This window comes from Fusibacter sp. A1, assembly GCF_004125825.1.
Taxonomy (GTDB): Bacteria; Bacillota; Clostridia; order Peptostreptococcales; family Acidaminobacteraceae; genus QQWI01.
The window spans coordinates 59,390-80,896 of sequence record NZ_QQWI01000010.1; the positions used below are offsets into that span (position 1 = coordinate 59,390).

A 21,507-nucleotide genomic window follows, 5' to 3' on the forward strand; every position below is an offset into this window, starting at 1 on the left:
TTTAGGAGGGTTTCAAAATGATTTTAAGAAAAATCAGGCATATTCGTAGCCTATGCTTGCTGGTTCTGATAGCTATTTTGACCGTAGGTTGTGTAGGGAGTCAAACAAAAACGGTAAGCATAGGTGTGGTCTTGTCCAATTTAAACAATCCTTTTTTTGAATCCATCCAAAATGGAATGATGGATTCAACGGGTTCATCGGAGCTGAAGCTGACGATTGTCTCTTCAGATGATGAAATCAATAAAGAGTATGAGGCTGTCAAAATGTTAATCTATCAGGGGGTGGACCTTATCGTGATCAATCCAACCAACTCCGATGCGGTGTTTAGGGCTGTGAGTCTTGCAAATGAAAGCGGGATACCAGTAATGACAGTCGATAGGGAATCTACAGGAGGCCGTATAGTCAGCCATATCGGGTCAGATAATAGGAGTGGTGGCGAAATGATCGCAAAGGTCATGATAGAGGGTGCTGGCAACCAAGGCAAATACGCGGAAATAATAGGTGTGGAAGGTACCTCGGCCTCAAAATTGAGAGGTGAAGGCTTCAATTACTATATGTCTGCAAACAGCTATATGACCTTGGCGGCAGCCGTGCCTGCCGACTTTGACCGCGAAAAGGGACGGCTGTCGATGCAGACGATCCTGTCTGTGCATCCGGACCTTGTCGCCGTGTTCGCTCAAAACGATGAAATGGCTCTGGGAGCCCTAAGCGCAGTCGAATCTGCAGGACTGCCCATAAAGATATATGGATTTGACGGGTCAGACGAGGCAATCAGGGCGATCGATGAAGGGCTCTTGGAAGCTACTGTGGCGCAACAACCCTACTTGATCGGAAAAATGACGGTAGAGGCGGCCAAAGCTTTTCTTGACGGAAGCGATGTCGAAGAACTCATCCTAGTACCTGTGAGAATTATTACAAAAAAAGAATGATCGGCTTAAGCTTTAAAATGAGGACTTCATTTTAAAGCTTTTATTTTGCAGCTGGTGGCGCATTTGGTCTAAACGCCGTCCCAAGGAAGTGCTATAATTGATTTATCGATGTTCATGTGAACCAGGGGGCTTACTTATGGAAAAAAAATATATCTTATCGCTGGACCAGGGGACGACAAGTACGCGTGCGATCTTGTTTGACCGTTCAGGTGATATCGTAAAAATCGCGCAAAAGGAGTTCACCCAGTTTTATCCCAAGTCAGGGTGGGTGGAGCACGACGCTATGGAGATCTGGGGTTCTCAGATGGGAGTCGCCAGAGAGGTGCTTGAGACGGCGGGGGTATCGACTACTGAAATTGCAGCGATCGGAATCACAAACCAGCGGGAAACCACCGTAGTATGGGATAAGGTCACAGGCAAACCGATTCACCGCGCAATCGTCTGGCAGTGCAGGCGGACAGCATCCATCTGCGACCGCTTGATCGAAGAAGGCCATGAGGCGTACATAAGAGAAAACACAGGTCTTGTCGTAGACGCCTACTTTTCTGCTACAAAAGTTAAGTGGATACTGGACCATGTGGAGGGTGCAAGAGAAAAAGCCGAGAAGGGCGAGCTGTTATTCGGTACGATCGATTCATGGCTGATCTGGAACCTTACAAGGGGAGCGGAGCATGTGACCGACTATTCCAATGCGTCAAGGACCATGATGTTCAATATCAGGACGCTGGAGTGGGACAGGCAGATCTTAGAGGCGCTTGATATTCCTTTGTCGATGCTTCCTGAGGTCAAAGCTTCCTCAGAGATCTATGGGGTGACCGACGAACATACCTTCGGCGGAGCAAAGATTCCTATCGCAGGTGCTGCGGGAGACCAGCAGGCCGCGATGTTCGGACAGGCGTGCTTTTCAAAGGGCATGGCTAAAAACACCTACGGCACCGGCTGTTTCATGTTGATGAACACCGGCGAGGAGATGATTACTTCAAAAAACGGTCTTTTGACGACGATCGCCTGGGGTGTCGATGGAAAAGTTGAATATGCGCTTGAGGGATCGATATTCATGGGTGGAGCTTCTGTGCAGTGGTTGAGGGATGAGATGAAGCTGATCACCGATGCCGCCGACAGCGCCTATTACGCATCCAAGGTGGACAGCACGGGTGGTGTGTATGTCGTACCCGCCTTCGCAGGTTTGGGGGCGCCCTACTGGGATATGTACGCGAGGGGAACCATCGTCGGCCTTACTCGTGGATCTGGTAGAGATCATATCATCCGTGCGACCCTCGAATCCATCGCTTATCAGACAAGAGACGTACTTGAGGCGATGCAGGAAGATTCGGGCATAAGACTTGAAACCCTTAAGGTGGATGGCGGAGCTACTGCAAATGACTTTTTGATGCAGTTTCAGTCGGATATTCTGGCAGTGCCTGTGGATCGTCCGGTAGTCAGGGAGACAACCGCGCTTGGTGCGGCGTATCTTGCGGGACTCGCTGTAGGGTTCTGGTCGTCTAGGGAAGAAATCGCCATGAACTGGTCGATGGAAACGCAATTTACCCAAAACATCACAGAAGCATCAAGAGCCAAGCTTTACAAGGGCTGGAAAAGAGCCGTTGAACGATCAAGGGCTTGGGAAGAAAAAGAGGATGAGGATTAAGAAATAGGTAAATAAAAAAAACCATCACATTGTGATGGTTTTTTTATTGGTGCGGGTAGAGGGACTTGAACCCCCACGAACTAGTCACTAGATCCTAAGTCTAGCGCGTCTGCCAATTCCGCCATACCCGCGTATGCTTAACAAGTAGATGTACTAACTTGTTGCGACTAATATAATTTAACACATCTAAAAAAAAAAACAAGTGTTTTTTTATAAATTTATTTATTATTTTCATTTTTTTTATCACGGGTTCGAAAGGACTATGTAAAGAACGACATCCATCTGTTTTTTGCATAGCGCCAGTTGGATTGTTTACGTTATACTAAAACTGTGGATGAGCTCACCGAATCAGGCTGTATAGTTAATGATAAGTACAGGAGAACATGATGAAAATAAATAAGAAAGTACTGGAAACCATCAAGAAAAAGATAATAGAAGACTATAAGGACGACGTGGCGATTCTTGTGCGTTACAATGTGAACATCACAGCTACTGAAGAAAATAAGATTGGTTTTGACTTTTACTTTATTCCCAAAAACGAAAAAGCCAAGCAGCTGTCCACTCAGTTCATCATAGACGGAATCAGCTATGACCTGTTTCCGATGTCATGGGACAGGCTCATCAGCAATGCCGCTTTCGATAGCCCGCAGGCCTATCTGCTGACAGAATCCGAAGTGGTCTACTATGCTGACCAGGATGATCTGAACCGGTTCAATCAGCTGATTGATAGTGTGGGCAGGTTGACAAGCCCTGAATACGCTGAGCTGATGTTGAATAAGGCCTTTGAGTATTTCAATGAGACATTCATCTATCTATTCAACATGGATCAGGTCGGTGACAGCATGCTTGATCTGAGACTTGAAGCCAGCAAGGTGATCACGAAAATCACAAGCGCCTTGGCCTTTTTCAACCAGACCTATTATAGGGGCGGTAATGGAACCGACTTATCCATCATCGAGGAAAGCTATACCTTCAATAGGTTGCCTGTCGACTATGAGGTCTTGATCAAAGAAATCTTGTCGGCAAGCGATGCACAGAGTTTAAAATCAAACACCGTAGCGCTTGTAAGCAATACAAGGGAGCTACTGGAGCAGGGGCGCAGGGAACATGCTCAGATTGAACCCTTTGAGACATTTTTTACAGGGTATTATGAGGAACTCAAATCCATTTTGACCCGATTTGAAATGGCATGTGAAAGCAAGGTCCAGTCCAAGCTCTTCCTGCTTGCGGCCTATATGCATGAGGAAGTCAGTCAGTTTATGGCAAAGGTAGAAACCGGTATCTGGTTTAATGACCGCAATTACTATTCGGAGTACAGCAAGGCTTTTGACGATTTTTTTAAGGTGGATCTTTTAGAGCTGATCGCTCAAGAAAACTATGAGGAATTGCCGATTGCCATTAAGGATTTTGAAGCTAAAATGATGCAGATGTTAAATGACAACGGAATTGACTTATTGATCTTTGACGATGTCGAGGCCTTTAAAACGTATTTTGAAAGCAAGTAGGCACCCAGATGAAGTATAAGAATGCGAAGAACGTGTTGCCCCAAGAGCTCATGGATGAGATTCAAAAGTATATCCAGGGTGAATACCTCTATGTGCCCAAAGCGGATGGGTCGAAAAAGAAATGGGGTGAAAAATCGGGGTCTCGAAGGGAATTGTCACTCAGAAACGACAACATCAGAAAGGCCTTCAATTTCGGAACAAGTATTTCCGAGTTGGCACAGGAGTACTTCTTGTCTGAAGAGAGTATCAAGAAAATCGTGTATGGTAAAAAATAAGAGTAATAAGCTAATGCAAACCGACCTTTTGATCAGTATAGGGTCGGTTTGTATTTTGGCGAAATGTGGTTAAGGAAGAAGGATATTGGATATATAGTTTGCAAGTAAACTTAAGGAGCGCTTATGAAAATGAATAAGGATCCGTCACAACATCAATATAGGATTCATGTCACATTAGTGATACTAAGCCTTGTAGTACTGCTATGGTCTGCTGTGAATCCGTATAAGTACCTTTTTTGGTTCTTTCTGACGATTCCGCCTTTACTGCTTGAAGGCTCCTTGATTTTGACCTACAGACACTTCCGGTTTTCAACACTTGTATATATCGTCGTTTTTTTACATGTGATCCTTCTGCTTGTAGGGGCCAAGTACACCTATACGAACGTCCCCGCTGCTGTCTATATCTCAGACCTGTTCGGTGCGAGTAGGGTGCATTTTGATAGGCTGGGCCATTTTATGCAGGGGATAACCCCGGCGATGATGGGCAAAGAATTGCTAGTCAGAAGAGGCTATATCACAAAGACGTTCATGAGCTATTACATCGTCATGAGTATCGCGCTCGCCTTTAGCGCGTTTTATGAACTGCTCGAGTTCATGGTGACAGTCGTGACGAAGCTGTCTCCTTCGATCATACTCGCTCCTCAGGGAGATGTCTGGGATACCCACTGGGATATGATCTGGGCGATCATCGGTGCGGCATTCGCCCTTACCGTTTTGGCAAAAACCCACGACAAGCAGATTGAAAGCTTACCTAAGCGCAAACACAAGTAAAAGCAGACTGCTATGATTACGAGAGGAAAGTCGCATACGAAATGCGACTTTTTAGCGTCTTTATTTAAGTAAAGTTACGTTGATTTTTTGACTGCCTAGATATAGACTATACATATGCAACACCTTGGAGTAAACGGTTTCATAGCGTATGCGGCCGTCTTGTGGATTTAATGCTAAAACGAGGTGAAATAGTGGGCAAAATACTTTTGACAGGTTCACACGGACAAATCGGGACAGAACTCGCTGACGCGCTTGGCGCAAGATATGGCGCAGATGCCATTGTCGTAAGTGATGTGAAAGCGGACTACGCTGGACCCTACACGCATGAGGTACTTGATGTGACGGACGGTCATGCTGTCACAAACATTGTAAGGAAGCATGACATAAAAGAGGTCTACCACTTGGCAGCCATCCTTTCGGCGGCTGGAGAGAAACACCCCGATTTACTGTGGCGTGTCAATATGGACGGTCTGAAAAATGTGCTGGATGTCGCTAAAGAGAATCGTTTGAAAGTGTTCGTGCCAAGTTCGATAGCCGCATTCGGGCCTTCGACTCCAATGGATATGACACCACAAACTACCATTCAAAGACCGACGACCATGTACGGGATTTCAAAAGTAGCTGGCGAACTGCTCTGTGACTACTATTTCAAAAAATACGGGGTGGATACCAGAGGGGTAAGGTTCCCTGGCATCATTTCGCATAAGGCGCTTCCGGGCGGTGGAACGACCGATTACGCAGTCCATATCTATTACGAGGCGATCAAGTCAGGTAGGTATACGAGTTATATCGATAAGGGAACCATGATGGATATGCTTTATATGCCGGATGCTATCGAAGGGGTATTGGCCTTGATGGAAGCGGATGGGAATAAGCTGAACAATAGAAATGCATACAACATTACTGCGATGAGTTTCGATCCAGAACAACTTGCAGCATCAATAAAAAAGGAAATACCTGAGTTCACACTTGATTATGCGGTGGATGATGTTCGTCAGGCGATTGCGAACACTTGGCCGAACTCGTTAGACGATCATGTGGCGCGTGAAGAATGGGGATGGAACCCCAAGTTCGATATTGACGCGATGACAAAGGATATGCTTTACAACCTAAAGTTAAAACTTAAGTAAATGGGAGGATGCTATGATTTCAAATTTTGACATCAGTCAGGCGATGACTGTAAAACTGGATGCTGTTCTACCTGAATATCCGAGCTTTAAAGAGGGTATCAGAAGAGCTCCGAAGCGTGAGTTCACACTGACGAAGAACCAAACGAAAACGGCGCTTATGAACGCACTACGTTACATTCCGGAAGAACTCCATGAAGCGCTTGCTCCTGAGTTCATGGAAGAACTTAAGACGCATGGCCGTATCTACGGCTACCGTTTCAGACCGGAAGGAGACATCTCGGGCAAGCCATATTCCGAGTACAAGGGTGTCTGCACAGAGGCAAAAGGCATCCAGGTGATGATCGACAATAATTTGGATTTCGATATCTGCCTATACCCATATGAGCTTGTGACTTACGGTGAGACAGGCCAAGTATGCCAAAACTGGATGCAGTACCAGTTGATCCAAAAATACCTTGAAATCATGACGCAGGAACAGACGCTTGTCGTGATGAGCGGTCACCCTCTTGGCTTGTTCAGATCTTCTGCTGAAGCACCAAGGGTAATCATTACAAACTCATTGATGATCGGCATGTACGATAATCCTGAGTGGCAAAACAAAGCCCAGGCGATGGGTGTTGCAAACTACGGTCAGATGACCGCAGGTGGCTGGATGTACATCGGACCGCAAGGAATCGTTCATGGAACATTCAACACGGTGATGAACGCGGGCCGTTTAAAACTTGGTATTGCAGATGACAAAGACCTTGCCGGTGTGCTGTATGTGACATCAGGTCTTGGCGGCATGAGCGGCGCTCAAGGTAAAGCGGTAAAGATCGCAAACGGTGTCGGCATTATCGCCGAAGTGGACAAGTCGCGCGTGATGACACGCTTTGAACAAGGATGGGTAGACAGTTACACGGATTCTGCCAAAGAAGCCTTTAGAGAAGCAAGCGAGTATATGGAAAAAGGTCAAGGTAGGGCCATCGCATTCCACGGTAACGTCGTGGACCTTTTGGAGTATGCGCTTCAAAACGATGTGAAGATCGATCTTCTGTCAGACCAGACATCTTGCCACGTGCCATACGAGGGCGGTTACTGCCCGGTTGGTATCACTTTTGAAGAAAGAACAAAGATGCTCGCTGAAGATAAGGCGACTTTTGTCAAGCTTGTCGACAACACACTACAAAAGCACTATAGAATCGTGAAGGAACTCGTTGAAAAAGGCGCTTACTTCTTTGACTACGGAAACGCCTTCATGAAAGCGGTTTACGATACAGGAATCACAGAAATCACAAAGAACGGCATCGATGAGTCTGAAGGTTTCATCTTCCCGTCCTATGTCGAAGATATCATGGGCCCAATGCTGTTTGACTATGGCTATGGACCTTTCAGATGGGTTTGCCTAAGCGGTGACCCGATGGACCTTAGAAAAACCGACCATGCGGCCATGAGCTGCATCGATCCGGATCGACGCGGTCAGGACAGAGACAACTATGTTTGGGTGAGAGATGCAGAAAAGAACAAGCTGGTTGTCGGCACTCAGGCTCGAATTCTTTACCAGGACGCCCTAGGCAGAATGAAAATCGCGCTTAAGTTCAACGAAATGGTTAGAAACGGCGAGATAGGTCCTGTCATGCTTGGACGTGACCACCATGACACAGGCGGTACGGATTCACCGTTTAGAGAGACTTCGAACATCAAAGACGGTTCAAACATCATGGCTGAAATGGCTGTTCAGTGCTTTGCGGGCAACGCGGCACGAGGCATGTCGATGATCGCGCTCCACAACGGTGGCGGGGTAGGTATCGGTAAATCGATCAACGGCGGATTTGGAATGGTGCTTGACGGTTCTGAAAGAGTGGATACGATTCTTAGAAGAGCGGTGCCATGGGATACGATGGTCGGCGTTGCAAGAAGAAACTGGGCAAGAAACGAGCATGGTATTGAAACATGTATCGAGTACAATGAAATCTATGCTGGAACAGATCACGTGACGATTCCTTTCAGAGCGAAAGAATCACTTGTTGAGTCTCTGGTAGATGCCAATTATGATGATTGCCTTAAATAATTAAAGCAGTAATGCCACTGGGCGAGTGTCCCAGTGGCTTATGTCGTTCATGTCCGCATCAGCGGTGTGATATAACCTTATAAATAACTGGAGGATACATTAATGTCAAAACTCGTTCAATGTGTACCAAATTTTTCTGAAGGCCGTGACTTAGACAAAGTTGAAAAGATCCTTAATGCGTTTAGAGCAAAAGAAGGCGTTAAATTACTGGATTACTCAAGTGATAAAGATCATAACAGAAGTGTTGTAACACTTGTAGGTGAACCGCAAGCTGTAAAAAAAGCGGTAGTTGAAGCGGTCGGTATTGCAAAAGAATTGATCGACATGACAAAGCACGAAGGCCAGCATCCTAGAATGGGCGCTTGCGATGTTATTCCCTTTATCCCTATCAAGAACATCACAATCGAAGAGTGTGTCGCTCTTGCCAAAGAAACAGCGCAAGAAATGAACACTGCTCACGGCGTACCTGTATTCCTTTATGAAAAAGCGGCTTCTAACCCAGACCGTGAAAACCTTGCAAAGGTAAGAAAAGGTCAATTTGAAGGCATGTTTGAAAAAGTGAAAGAAGCAGAGTGGAAACTTGACTTCGGCACAGAGTGTCACCCTACTTACGGCGTAACAGCTGTCGGAGCTAGAATGCCTCTTGTAGCATTCAACGTACTGCTTAACACAAACAATCTTGATATCGCAAATCAAATCGCTAAAAATGTAAGACATTTAAGCGGTGGTCTTAGATTTGTAAAAGGTATCGGTATCGATATGCCAGAAAGAAACATCACACAAGTATCGATGAACATGACAGACTTCACGAAGACTCCTTTATACAGAGCCTTCGAACTGATCAAAATCGAAGCGAAGAGATACGGTGTCAGCGTCATCGGCTCTGAGGTCATCGGTCTTGTACCAATGGAGGCCATGGTCCGTACTGCCGAGTGGTACCTTGGCGTTGAAGACTTCTCTATGGAACAAGTGCTTGAAAAACGTATGATGGAGTAATCCTATGATTACTAAGCTATTAATAAAAAACGCCTCAGAACTCGTTACTTGTTCTGGAAACGCCGCTAAAAAGGGCAAGCAGATGAGCGACCTGCATGTGATCAGAGACGGAGCTATCGCATCGTCTGACGGAGTGATCACGCATGTAGGTAAAACCGAAGATGTGCTAACGGCTATAAACGAAGACGATTATGTCGTCATCGATGCGACTGGAAAAACAGTCATGCCAGGTTTTGTCGATTCACATACTCACTTTGTATTCGGAGGCTTCAGGGCCGACGAGTACGGATGGAGACTTGAAGGACAAAGCTATGTTGACATCATGGAAAAAGGCGGCGGAATCGCAAACTCTGTTCGTGGAACAGATCAGGCGACCTTCCAAGAGCTGATCGATGTCGGTATGAAACGACTTAACTCCATGCTTTCATTCGGTGTGACAACAGTCGAAGGAAAATCAGGCTACGGCCTGTTCAAGGATACCGAACTTAAGCAGCTTAAGGTCTATAAGGCGCTTAAGGAAATGCACCCGATGGATATCGCTGTCACTTATCTTGGACCACATTCTGTTCCAAAAGAGTACAAGGGCAACGAGATGGCCTTTATCGAGTATCAGATCAAGGAATGCCTGCCTGAGGTGATGAAGCTTGATGTCGCAGAGTTCGCTGATATCTTCTGTGAGGACAAGGTCTTTAATGTGGAACAGTCCAGAGCTTTCCTGACTGCTGCAAAAGAATTGGGGCTTAAGCTTAAGATACATGCGGATGAGATCGTACAACTAGGTGGTGCGGAGCTTGCTGCAGAACTAGGCGCCGTATCGGCGGACCATCTGCTTCAGGCGTCAGACAAGGGCATCGAGCAGATGGCTGAAGCTGGTGTTGTGGCAACACTTTTACCGGGGACCGCATTTAGCTTGAAAGAGCATTACGCCCGCGCCCGATATATGATCGATCATGGGGCGGCTGTGGCTCTTGCGACAGATTTCAATCCGGGCAGCTGCTTCACAGAATCGGTTGCACTGATTATCGCCTTGGCAACGCTTCAGATGAACATGACGACAGAAGAGGTGATCACAGCGCTTACCATCAATGGTGCTGCCGCGCTTGGACGCGCTGATACGGTAGGTAGCTTGGATGAAGGCAAATTAGCTGATATCGTCATACATGAGTTCCCGTCTTATAAGTTCTTGCCGTATCATATCGCTGTTTCGACAGTGGAAACGGTAATTAAAAAAGGGGAAATCGTTTACGAGAGATTGTATTAACGGTTTGCTTTGTGACTATGATATACTATTAACAACAAAGTGACAGTTGATGCATAGAGGAGGAAGAACATGTTAGCAAATTTGACGTGTGTGGAATTTTTAGATAAGTTGGCTTCAAACGAGCCTGTTCCAGGTGGCGGCAGTGTCGCTGCACTTACTGGCGGAATCGCCGCAGCGCTTGCTGCGATGGTTGCAAACCTTACAGTCGGTAAAAAGAACTATGTGGAAGTCTCTGAAGAAATGGAAGAGATTGCGACTCGCATGATTCAAATGAAAATCGCTTTTGTCGAATTTATCGACAAAGACGCAAACTCGTTTGACGGCGTGATGAAGGCGTTTAAACTTCCTAAAGAAACCGATGAAGAAAAAGCAGCTCGTACTGCTGCAATTCAAAACGGTTACAAAGAGGCGATCGCAGTACCGCTTGCAGTTGCCAAAGCGGCTTCTGAGATGTTCGAGATGATCGAAGTTGTCGTGACTAAGGGGAATCAGAACGCTGTGACAGACGGTCTTGTTGCCGCGATGTCGGCCCGTACTGCGATTCTTGGTGCGCTACTTAATGTTAAAATCAATCTATCTTCTGTTAAAGATGAAGCCTATGTAGAAAAAATCAAGTCTGAGGTCGAGGCGCTTGAAGCGTTTGCGATTAAACGTGAAGGCGAGATTTTGGCTAAAGCGGCTTTCTAAGTCGGTAGACTCAAAGTTAAAACGGATCAAAACCTCCACAATTTTATTGTGGGGGTTTCTTTTTTTTGGTAGTAAGCCTTGAAAAGGTGTATAAATAGAAAAAGAAGATTTCAAGGAGCATGCTATGAAAAAGCTGGAAAGAATATGGATGTATGGAGTTACCCTCTTTATCGTGCTGTTACTGACCACCACCCTTTATATCCTGCTTTTAAGGGAAGTGGAGCGCACGGATAAGGTGGTGGAAGACACGAAGCGCGAGATACTCACCCTGTTCGAACGCGCGGAAAACCATGTGGAGACACTCGCAAAGCTTATGGAAACAGAGTATGTCGATCCACGTATGCCGTCGGATACCATCAAGTTCAATCAAAAGGAAGATTACTTTGCTATCGATGACGACTCCTTGTCGTGGAACATCACGGGACTTGGAGACTACAAGAAGCTATCAGGCAAAAGGTCTAAAGAGATTTACAGCGCCTATGTCGTCGGAGAACTTATGGAATATTTGAGCGCAAAAGAGCCGGAGATCGTTTGGATCTATTATATCTCAAACGGCGGATTCATCAATATTAGCCCTTATGTCTCCTCGACAGATTACCGTATCACGGTGGAGGACTATTCAAGACCCTTTGTCACACTCAACACCACCTATCAGAATCCAACAAGAGAACCTGTATGGACGAATGTCTACTTGGATGGGGCCGGGCAGGGGCTTATGGTCACCGTCGCGAAACCTGTGGATATCGCTGAAGACCATTTGGGTGTGATGGCGATAGACATCACCCTGAACACGCTTGAGAAGCTTATCGAAAACGTGGAGTTCAGAAACGCAAAGTTTCTGATTGTCAGCCCACAGGATGATGTTTTGGCATCAAGCAGTTTTGATCAGAAGGATGAGATGAAAATCAATCGTCTGATAGACGTCTTGCCTCTGGGGCTTAGGAGACACAGCATCGATTTAAGCTCGATAAGCGCCGAAGAAAGAAAGATGATCAACGGGTATCTGGTATTTAAAAAGAATCTCGGAGAAACGGGATATCATATTTATGCGAGTGTTTCCATCTGGTCGCTTTTCTTGTCGCAGTTTATTGCGATCATACCTTTGATCCTAGGTGGAATCATCTTGTTCACTTTCTTCTTCAAACGCTATCACAAAGACCAGCTCAGGTACATTCTATCGGCGGATGGCATGAAATTCCAGAAGCTGTTCAACCATTATGACCATCTTTTGCTGATTCTAAATGAAAAGGGAGCGGTTCTAGGCATAAACGACAAGGGTCTTAAACTTGTCACCGCACAAAAAAACGACGTTCTTGGAATGATGATATGGGATTGTCCCTGGTGGGCTGAGGTAGCAAGCTATGAGGTCTATTTTAAAGAGGTCATCTCCAAACCTGAAGGGGGCAAAAGAAGCAAGGAAATGATGTATTTTGACATAAGCGGTGAATCAAAATTTATGACGGTGTCCATCTCGCCCGTCTATGACGATACGACGCATTACATCACCAACTTCATTGTTTCAGGTGAGGACAAGACTGAAATCAGGCATCTGGAAGATGAACTGGACAGGTATAAGCAAAAACAATAAAAAAACGCCTATCCCCACATAAGGGGATAGGCGTTTGTGTTATAAGTAGGCTTTTAACAGCTTGGCTGTTTCGACAATACCGTCGATATGGGTACGTTCCATATGGTGGGATGCATGAACGCCAGGACCGATCAGACCACCTTTAAACTCGTGGCCCGCACTTCTTGCAGCGGATACGTCTGAACCGTAAAACGGATAGATGTCGACCGCGTGATTGATCTTAGCTTTTTTCGCCGCGTCAATCAGACCCGATACGACTTCGTAGTCATAGGGACCGGAAGAATCTTTCGCACAGATGGAAACCTGCTGTTCTGTACAAGCGAGGTCTTTGCCCATGGCACCCATGTCGATTGCGATAAACTCGTCAAGATCCCATGGGATCGCCGAGGATCCGTGACCGACTTCCTCATAGGTCGAAATCAAAATCTTGATGTTGCATCTAGGTTGCGCTTTAGTTGAAGAAAGTTCTTCAAGCCAGCCGATAATGGATGCGACACCCGCCTTGTCATCGAGATGTCTTGATTTGATATAACCGCTACCTGTTACGACCGCACGGGCATCAAGCGAGACGAAGTCTCCTGTTGAGATTCCTAATTTTTCGACATCCTCTTTGGAAGCGACCACTTCATCAAGACGAATCTCCATGTTGTCGATCTTACGTTCCTGTGTTCTGGCATCGTCGTAGACATGGACTGAGGGACTTGTGTTGAGGATGGTGCCTGTGTAGGTCTTGCCGCCTCTTGTGTGTACTACGACGTATTCGCCTTCCACACTGTGCATGGTGTATCCACCGACGGTTGTGAAGTTGAGTGTTCCGCTACTGTTGATAGAGCGGACCATCGCACCTAGAGTGTCGACATGGGCAGCCACACCGATAGTTTTTGTCTTGTCGACTCCTTCGATCTCGATATGCCCGTTACCTTTTTTGGTGAAGGTCATCTGATAACCGAGTGAAGAGACTCTTGCAGCCAATTTGTTCATGACGTCCTTGCAATAACCTGAAGGACTAGGTGTATTTAGCAGTTCTACTAACGTTTCTGTAATGTATTTTTTATTCATGGAAAAGCTCCTTTCTTCAGCTATTGTACCAAAATAGTCACTAGGATGAAACCGTTTTCATTTATTTGAGTCTTCACATTGTTTTAATAAACCATCAGATGCGATTGTGTTATAGTTAGTATTGGAGGTGTATGATGAATAAAAGACTGAAATTGACAATGGAGAATGAGAAAGCCCTGAAGGAAATGATTCGAAATTTTTTTGAAGAACAATATGATGAAGAAATAGGTGATCTCAAGTCGCAATTGATTTTTGATTTTTTTGCTGAATCTCTTGCGCCAACCTTCTATAATATGGGTATAAAAGACACGGTAGCGTTTTTATCGGATAAGATGGATGATGTTTATCATTTAGAACTTTAAAAGGGAGATGCCATGAGTCTTGATTTGAAAATTTTTTCGGGATCGTCTGGAAATGCGTTCGCTCAGAAGATATGTGATTACTTGGATGTTCCACTTGCTAAATCCGACGTGTTCAATTTTTCTGAGGGCAATACCTTTGTAAGAGTCGGTGAAACAGTACGTGGAGAAGATGTCTATATCGTTCAAAGTATCGGCATGCATCCCAATGACGAGTTTGTAGAGATTTTGTTCTGGATCGACGCGCTTAAGAGGGCCAGCGCCCATTCTGTGACGGTGGTCATGCCGTTTTTCAGCTATGCCAAAGGCGATAAGAAGGATGAGCCGCGTGTTTCCATAAGGGCGCGTGTCTGTGCGGATTGCATCGAGGTGACGGGTGCAGACAGGGTAGTCACGATGGACCTGCATAGTCCTCAGATACAAGGATTCTTTAAAAAGCCTGTCGACCATCTGACGGCGCTTCCAGTGTTCGCGCAGGCCATCAGACGGCTCAATCTAGGCGATTTTGTAATCGTTTCGCCGGATGCCGGATATGTCAAGGAAGCCAGAAAGCTTTCGAAAATGTTAGGGGTTTCGACGGTGATCGGCGATAAAACACGGGAGGATCATTCCGAATGTGCCGAGATTCTTGAACTCATAGGAGATGTAAACGGAAAGAACGCTGTCATCGTCGACGATTTTACGATCACCGGAGGGACCATCTTCGAACTGACGAAGGTCTTGCAGTCAAGAGGTGCGAATCGTGTCATCGCATGCCTTTCGCATGTCATGTTGAACGAGTCCGCTATCCAGTGGTTAGAAGAAAGTGCGATTGAAAAATTGCTTTGTACAGATACGGTCGACAATCCCCATATCAGATCGAGCAGTAAGATTCAGGTGATCTCAGTCGCTCCGCTGTTTGCTGAAACAATCAAACGGATTCACAACAAGGAGTCCGTCAGTGTGATGTTTGAGACTCTGCCTGATGAAGTGGATAAGGAAATCAAACGGATAGAACAAGTTGAATATAAAGGATAAACCATGCTGGAATTGATGAGAAGTCTACATAAAAGAACACAGTCGCTAGAAGAACAGGTCTTTAGTATGTTTGATCATTTTGATCGAGAGGACTTAAAGGACCATACGGCAGCAGTGGTGACTGCGGCAAAAGAAATCGCCACCAGGTTTGATCTGAATCATGATAAATTGGTGACAATGGCTTATTTTCACGATCTTGGAAGGCTCATTCCGCTTGATCGCATGGTGATTTTCTGTGAATCAAGGGGATATGACGTAAGCAGCGAAGAGGCTAGGGTGCCCGGCATGTTGCACCAGAAGGCGAGCGCTGCGATTGCCAGGGATGTTTTTGACTACCGCGACAAACAAAGTCTTGAAGGAATTATGATTCACACCACACTAAAGGCCGGGGCGAGCCTATATGCCAAGGCGCTTTTTGTGGCGGATAAGCTGACATGGGATGAGACAGAACACGAGTTCATTCGTGAGATGAGAAGTGCCGCGAACGAATCGCTGGAAGCTGCGATACGGATCTATTTGGATGATGTGCATAAAAACCGACATGAGATGGCCATTTATCATCCGTGGACCCATCAGGCCTATATCGATTATTGTTAATAAAGTTGAGTCCTGACGCTACCTGTTCAGGACTTTTTTTGCTATAATAATAAGCGAACAAACATTCGAGCAAGAAATGGGTGGAGATATGGATTTACAAATACTTAATGAAAGACAGCGTGAAGCAGTAGAACACATCAAAGGACCACTTCTTGTCCTTGCTGGGGCAGGTTCGGGTAAAACCAGAGTGTTGACCTACAGAATCGCCTATCTGATTGAAGATCAAGGTGTGCTTCCTAGCAATATTCTGGCGCTTACATTTACCAATAAAGCGGCAAATGAAATGAGGCATAGGGTAGAAAAACTTATCGGCGGCGTAGCGTCTTCGATGTGGATAGGCACCTTTCACTCCATCTGCGTTAGGATTTTAAGACGTGATGCCGATGTGATCGGATTCACCAAGGATTTTGTCATTTATGATACCGCTGACCAGAAGACTTTGACGAAAAACATTATGAAAAGGCTCAATATCAGCGACAAGGACCTGAAGATCAATTTTGTCAGGGCTAAGATATCGGAAGCGAAAAACGAGATGATCTCGCCTGAAAAGTTTCAGGATATGTACACGAGCGATTATCAGCTGAAGCAGGTCGGTAAGATCTACGGCGAATATCAGAAAGAGATCGCTCAAAACAACGCGATGGACTTTGACGACTTACTCCTCAACACGCTCGAGCTTTTCAGGGTGAATCCCGAGATATTGGAGTTTTATCAGCGTAAGTTCCAGTTTATCCACGTCGACGAGTATCAGGATACCAACGGAGTGCAGTATTCGCTGGTCAGAAAACTTGCCGCACGCAATTTAAACCTCTGTGTTGTCGGCGATAACGACCAGTCTATCTACGGATGGCGTGGTGCGGATATCAGAAACATCCAGGACTTTGAAAAAGACTTTAAGGACGGACGAGTAGTCCTTTTGGAACAGAACTACCGGTCTACAAGAAAAATTCTAGATCTTGCCAACGGAGTGATCCAGAACAATCCCAAAAGAAGGGATAAGAATCTCTGGACGGACAACCACAGCGGTGAGGACATCAATTACTATAGGGCTAGGGATAATAGCGATGAGGCAAGGTATGTCGCGAATGAAATCATCAAGCGGTTTGAAAACGGAGCCAGCTACAATGAGTTCGCAGTTCTTTACAGGACCAACGCCCAATCAAGAGACTTTGAGGAAGCCTTTATCCGGGCGTCCATCCCTTATAAGATCATCGGCGGACTCAAGTTCTATGAACGAAAAGAGGTCAAGGACCTGATTTCATATTTGAGACTGATCGCCAATCCAAGCGATGAGATTTCACTGCAGCGGATCATCAACACTCCTAAGCGTGGAATCGGTGATAAAACCGTGGAAAACGTGTTCGCACTTGCCCACCGCGAAGGTATATCCGCCTATGATGCGATTGAACTTGCTGTGGAGACCAAGGCGTTTCCAAACAGGGCGCTCAGCGGTCTGAAGGAATTCTTTGATACGATCTCGCCATTTGTGAGAAACGCGGATAATTACAAAGGATCTGATATCCTCGATGCGGTGATCAAAGCCACAGGATACAGGGATGAGCTCGTAAGAGAGGGCACGATCGAAGCGCAAACCAGAATTGAGAACATTGACGAGCTGTACTCGCAGATCTTGAACTACGAATCCATGCATGATGATGTCACACTAAACATGTACTTGCAGGAGATAAGCCTCTTGAGCGACCAGGACGATATCGAAGAGGATGAATCGGGCCATATCCTTCTGATGACGATTCACGCCGCCAAGGGACTCGAGTTTCCAACTGTCTTTTTAGTAGGACTCGAGGAAAGGCTGTTTCCATCTGAAATGACCATGGAGACGGATGAAGGCGTCGAAGAGGAACGAAGACTTTGCTATGTTGGAATCACAAGGGCGGAACAGACACTGCATCTGACTCATGCGGCGCAGAGGATGCGATTTGGTCGCACCATGGTCAACAAGGTTTCCAGATTCATCGATGAGATGCCAAAAGAGCTGATCTTCAGCCATAGCGGAGAGATAGCGACAAGGGAGGCAAGTCCTATTCAAATAGGACCGAAATATAAGACGGTAACACCCTCAAGACCTGTGAGCGCATCCGATTCGGATGAGTTTAGGGCGGGTGTGAAAGTCAGACATCAGCTATTTGGGGATGGTATGGTGATCAGTGTCAAAGGAGCCGGCGAAAACGCCGAACTTACGATTGCCTTTGACAAAAAGGGAATAAAAAAACTGATGCTAGGAATCGCACCACTAAGCATAGTGGATTGATGAAAGGAGACCCATATGTCATTTGAACAATATCTGGACAATTATGCAAATATAGCAGTACATCAAGGAATTTCTCTTCAAAAGGGAGAAGGACTTATCATAAGGGCGAGCATCGAAAGCGCCGATTTTGTAAGACGTGTCGTGAAGAAAGCCTATGAGGCTGGAGCCATCAATGTCGAAGTACAGTATGCAGACGATGAGGTGACACTCGCTAGGTACCACTACGGCGATGAGACATGTTTTGAATATGCGCCTAAGTTTAAAACCGACTATTTGGAAGCGGCCTTTAAGGAAGGGTACAGCTTTATGAGCATCATGTCTCCTAATCCTGAACTGTTAAAGGATGTGCCTGCTGAGCGGATAGCGATTGACCAGAAGACGATGTCGCTTGCAATGGCCGATGCGATGAAATATATGATGAAGGGTCTTGTAAAGCGGACAATTGTCGCGATACCGACTCCTGAGTGGGCCAAGCTTGTTTATCCCGACTTTGACGAGGCTGAGGGCATGAAAGCACTTTGGGAAGCTGTGCTGAAAATCGTAAGGGCGGATCAGGCGGATCCTGTCAAAGCGTGGAATGAACATGATGGAAACTTAAAAAAATACCTGACCTTCTTAAACCAGCAGCACTTTGAAAAACTTCATTTCAAGGCTCCAGGCACCGATCTTGAGGTGTATCTGGCGCATGAGCACTTATGGGTGGGCGGATCAAAAGTAAGCCCGGGCGGTGATAGCTATTTTGCCAATATTCCTACTGAAGAGGTGTTCACGACACCGAAAAGGTCGATGGTCAACGGAACGCTTAAAAGCACCAAGCCGCTTAGCCTTAGAGGAACGGTCATCGATGGATTCGGATTCGAGTTTAAAGATGGAAAGGTCGTGGACTTTTATGCTGAAAAGGGCAAGGAGACATTAGCTTCGCTTCTTGACAATGACGAGGGCGCAAGATTCTTAGGAGAAGTGGCGCTCGTTCCGCATAGTTCTCCGATTTCGAAGTCTGGTCTTATTTTCTCGAATACCCTGTTTGACGAGAACGCTTCCTGTCATTTCGCTCTTGGCAAAGCCTATCCATACGCGATGAAAGATGGAACGACACTGACAAGTGAGGTGCTTGAGGAACGCGGAGCGAACTCCTCGTTGATCCATGTGGACTTCATGATCGGCGGACCGGAGCTTGAGATCGTAGGATATACCACGAACGGCGATGGAATTACACTCTTTAGAAACGGTGAATGGACATTTTAATTGATAATCAGACCTGATTGCTACAGCGCATCAGGTCTTTTTTTGGTATAATCAAACTAGTGCTTAAAAATTTAATCCATACTGGATCGCATGATAGAAAGGAAGTTTTATGTCACTTGAAAGGTATTTGGACTTAATCGGAATCATAGAGGAACATAATCATAATTACCATGTCCTGGACAAACCTGCGATCAGCGATTATGATTACGATCAGCTGATGAATGAACTGCTCGCCATCGAGGCGGAGCACCCCGAGTTTACAGTGGATTACTCCCCTTCTAAAAGGGTGGGCGGTAAGCCGCTTTCTTCGTTTAAACAGGTACAGCACACGGTAAGGCTCTTGAGCCTTGAAAATACCTATAACCTATCGGATCTTGTCGCGTTTGAAGAACGTGTGAAAAAAGAAGATGTCAACGCGAACGCGTTTGTCCTTGAATATAAGATTGACGGACTATCCGTTGCGATCACCTACGAGAAGGGCCTGCTTGTGAGGGCTGCCACTAGAGGCGACGGAAGCATCGGTGAGGATGTCACAAAAAACGTCAAAACCATCCGTTCGGTTCCCTTAAAACTGTCTCAGCCTTTGAGCATGACGGTGCGGGGCGAGGTGTTCATCGGCAAAAATGACTTTGTAGCGATGAATGAGAGACAAGAAAACCTAGGTCTGCAGACGTTCGCCAATCCAAGAAACGCGGCGGCCGGTTCACTCAGACAGCTTGATTCGAAAGTCGCAGCGGCGAGACCGCTTGATATTTTCGTGTTCGGTATCTTAGATGGTGTACCCGAAACGGTGTCTTCCCACAGCGAGGCGCTTACCCTACTAAGTGATCTTGGATTCAAGACATCGAGGTTTATTGTAGTAAATTCCGCAAAGCAGGCCCATGACGAGATAGTCACAATCGAAGAAAAGACTAGACACGACCTTGCCTTTGACATTGACGGCATGGTGCTTAAAGTAGACGATCTGCAGGTGCAGCATAACCTGGGGGAGAGGACTAGGACACCCAAATGGGCTGTCGCCTATAAATTCAAAGCCGAACAGGTACGCACAAAAGTGGTGGCGATCAAGGCTCAGGTCGGCCGTACGGGTGCAATCACACCTAGAGCGGAGTTTGAACCAGTATTCGTAGCCGGTTCGACCATCACCTATGCGACGCTCCATAATCAGGATTTCATCGATGAAAAGGACATCCGTATCGGAGACACGGTCGTTATCGAAAAGGCGGGCGATGTGATTCCAGCAGTCGTCGAAGTCGTAAAAGACTTGAGAACAGGTGGAGAAGAAGTCTATACACTGCCTTCAACATGCCCTATCTGCCAAACTCAAACCGTCAGAGAAGAGGGCGAAGTGGTCCTTAAGTGCCCGAATCCCACATGTCCTGCAAAAGATAAGAGGGGTATCACCCATTTCGTTTCAAAGCCAGCGATGAATATCGATGGTCTTGGAGAGTCGGTGGTCGAGTTGCTGCTCGATGAGGGACTCATCAGAGACTACGCCGATCTGTACCGCCTAGAAGATAAGAAAGAGCTGCTTTTAGGTCTTGAGAGAATGGGCGATAAGCGTGTAGAAAACCTACTAAAGGCGATTGAGGATTCAAAATCGAACGGCTTGGATCAATTGCTTTCAGGACTTGGGATACCCCTTGTTGGTTCAAAAGCCGCACGAACCTTGGCAAAAACCTTTAAAAGCCTTGACCAGCTGATGCTTGCTGAGATTGAAGTACTGACAGAAGTCGAAGAAATCGGTGAAAAAATGGCGTCGAGCGTGCATCAGTTCTTCAGGGACCCGATGCAAAAAGAAAAGATCGATAAGTTGATCGCGGCTGGTGTGAATACGACCTACGCCCAGGAAGAAATGATCGCCGACAGACTTGAGTTTGAAAATGAGATTGTGGTATTGACTGGCAAATTGACTGTCTTCGGTCGTACCGAAGCAGGTAAGATAATAGAAGCACTTGGTGGAAAAGTCAGCTCAAGCGTGAGTGCCAAAACCACGCTGCTTGTGGCGGGTGAAAGTGCGGGGTCAAAACTTGTGAAAGCCGAATCGTTGGGAATCAAAGTGATCGACGAAGACACGTTTGTCAAACGACTCGAGGATGCAGGATATAAGCCCGCATAAAT

The 21,507-nt window shown here is 46.1% G+C and carries 18 protein-coding genes and 1 tRNA gene; 17 read left to right on the forward strand and 2 right to left on the reverse strand.

The window, feature by feature from the left end; translation table 11 throughout:
• Positions 1-17: 17 nt before the first annotated feature.
• Positions 18-929 (forward strand): substrate-binding domain-containing protein, encoded by a 912-nt coding sequence (locus tag DWB64_RS14485; protein WP_129488972.1) that lies wholly within the window; start codon positions 18-20, stop codon positions 927-929.
• Positions 930-1,065: 136 nt separating this feature from the next.
• Positions 1,066-2,577 carry a glycerol kinase GlpK gene (glpK, locus tag DWB64_RS14490; protein ID WP_129488973.1) on the forward strand — a complete coding sequence of 504 codons (1,512 nt, stop codon included), beginning with the start codon at positions 1,066-1,068 and terminating at the stop codon, positions 2,575-2,577.
• 47 nt (positions 2,578-2,624) lie between these two features.
• Here the strand turns inward: glpK and DWB64_RS14495 are convergent.
• Positions 2,625-2,708, reverse strand: a tRNA-Leu gene (locus tag DWB64_RS14495).
• 255 nt (positions 2,709-2,963) lie between these two features.
• On the opposite strand from DWB64_RS14495, the gene DWB64_RS14500 reads away from it, so the two are divergent.
• The 9 genes from DWB64_RS14500 (at position 2,964) to DWB64_RS14540 (ending at position 12,840) form a co-directional block, all read left to right on the forward strand.
• The gene (locus DWB64_RS14500) at positions 2,964-4,082 is read left to right on the forward strand and encodes a hypothetical protein (protein ID WP_129488974.1); all 1,119 of its coding nucleotides are present in this window, start codon (positions 2,964-2,966) and stop codon (positions 4,080-4,082) included.
• Positions 4,083-4,090: 8 nt separating this feature from the next.
• The gene (locus DWB64_RS14505; RefSeq protein ID WP_129488975.1) at positions 4,091-4,357 is read left to right on the forward strand and encodes a CD3324 family protein; all 267 of its coding nucleotides are present in this window, start codon (positions 4,091-4,093) and stop codon (positions 4,355-4,357) included.
• Positions 4,358-4,480: 123 nt separating this feature from the next.
• A complete protein-coding gene (locus DWB64_RS14510) occupies positions 4,481-5,128 on the forward strand; it encodes a DUF2238 domain-containing protein (RefSeq protein WP_129488976.1) in 648 nt (215 codons plus the stop codon).
• A 191-nt stretch (positions 5,129-5,319) separates the two neighbouring features.
• Positions 5,320-6,258 carry an NAD-dependent epimerase/dehydratase family protein gene (locus tag DWB64_RS14515; protein WP_206736684.1) on the forward strand — a complete coding sequence of 313 codons (939 nt, stop codon included), beginning with the start codon at positions 5,320-5,322 and terminating at the stop codon, positions 6,256-6,258.
• 13 nt (positions 6,259-6,271) lie between these two features.
• Positions 6,272-8,308, forward strand: a complete 2,037-nt coding sequence (locus DWB64_RS14520) for a urocanate hydratase (RefSeq protein ID WP_171831371.1) — start codon at positions 6,272-6,274, stop codon at positions 8,306-8,308.
• A gap of 102 nt (positions 8,309-8,410) precedes the next feature.
• The gene (gene ftcD, locus DWB64_RS14525; RefSeq protein WP_129488978.1) at positions 8,411-9,304 is read left to right on the forward strand and encodes a glutamate formimidoyltransferase; all 894 of its coding nucleotides are present in this window, start codon (positions 8,411-8,413) and stop codon (positions 9,302-9,304) included.
• 4 nt (positions 9,305-9,308) lie between these two features.
• Positions 9,309-10,565, forward strand: a complete 1,257-nt coding sequence (gene hutI / locus DWB64_RS14530; RefSeq protein ID WP_207713468.1) for an imidazolonepropionase — start codon at positions 9,309-9,311, stop codon at positions 10,563-10,565.
• 69 nt (positions 10,566-10,634) lie between these two features.
• Positions 10,635-11,252, forward strand: a complete 618-nt coding sequence (locus tag DWB64_RS14535) for a cyclodeaminase/cyclohydrolase family protein (protein WP_129488979.1) — start codon at positions 10,635-10,637, stop codon at positions 11,250-11,252.
• Positions 11,253-11,376: 124 nt separating this feature from the next.
• Complete coding sequence (locus DWB64_RS14540) at positions 11,377-12,840, forward strand: PAS domain-containing protein (protein WP_129488980.1); 1,464 nt, start codon at positions 11,377-11,379, stop codon at positions 12,838-12,840.
• 39 nt (positions 12,841-12,879) lie between these two features.
• On the opposite strand, the gene DWB64_RS14545 is transcribed toward DWB64_RS14540, so the two are convergent.
• Positions 12,880-13,899, reverse strand: a complete 1,020-nt coding sequence (locus DWB64_RS14545) for a M42 family metallopeptidase (protein ID WP_129488981.1) — start codon at positions 13,897-13,899, stop codon at positions 12,880-12,882.
• A 134-nt stretch (positions 13,900-14,033) separates the two neighbouring features.
• On the opposite strand from DWB64_RS14545, the gene DWB64_RS14550 reads away from it, so the two are divergent.
• The 6 genes from DWB64_RS14550 (at position 14,034) to ligA (ending at position 21,505) form a co-directional block, all read left to right on the forward strand.
• On the forward strand, positions 14,034-14,261 hold the full coding sequence (locus DWB64_RS14550; protein WP_164980428.1) for a DUF2164 family protein: 228 nt from the start codon (positions 14,034-14,036) through the stop codon (positions 14,259-14,261).
• A 12-nt stretch (positions 14,262-14,273) separates the two neighbouring features.
• On the forward strand, positions 14,274-15,275 hold the full coding sequence (locus DWB64_RS14555) for a ribose-phosphate pyrophosphokinase (RefSeq protein WP_129488983.1): 1,002 nt from the start codon (positions 14,274-14,276) through the stop codon (positions 15,273-15,275).
• 3 nt (positions 15,276-15,278) lie between these two features.
• On the forward strand, positions 15,279-15,872 hold the full coding sequence (locus DWB64_RS14560; RefSeq protein WP_129488984.1) for an HD domain-containing protein: 594 nt from the start codon (positions 15,279-15,281) through the stop codon (positions 15,870-15,872).
• Between the two features lie 88 nt (positions 15,873-15,960).
• Entirely contained in the window at positions 15,961-18,141 is a 2,181-nt protein-coding gene (pcrA, locus tag DWB64_RS14565) for a DNA helicase PcrA (RefSeq protein ID WP_206736685.1), read from the forward strand.
• Positions 18,142-18,156: 15 nt separating this feature from the next.
• Positions 18,157-19,386 (forward strand): aminopeptidase, encoded by a 1,230-nt coding sequence (locus DWB64_RS14570; RefSeq protein WP_129488986.1) that lies wholly within the window; start codon positions 18,157-18,159, stop codon positions 19,384-19,386.
• Between the two features lie 109 nt (positions 19,387-19,495).
• Positions 19,496-21,505 carry an NAD-dependent DNA ligase LigA gene (gene ligA / locus DWB64_RS14575; RefSeq protein WP_129488987.1) on the forward strand — a complete coding sequence of 670 codons (2,010 nt, stop codon included), beginning with the start codon at positions 19,496-19,498 and terminating at the stop codon, positions 21,503-21,505.
• Positions 21,506-21,507: the final 2 nt, after the last annotated feature.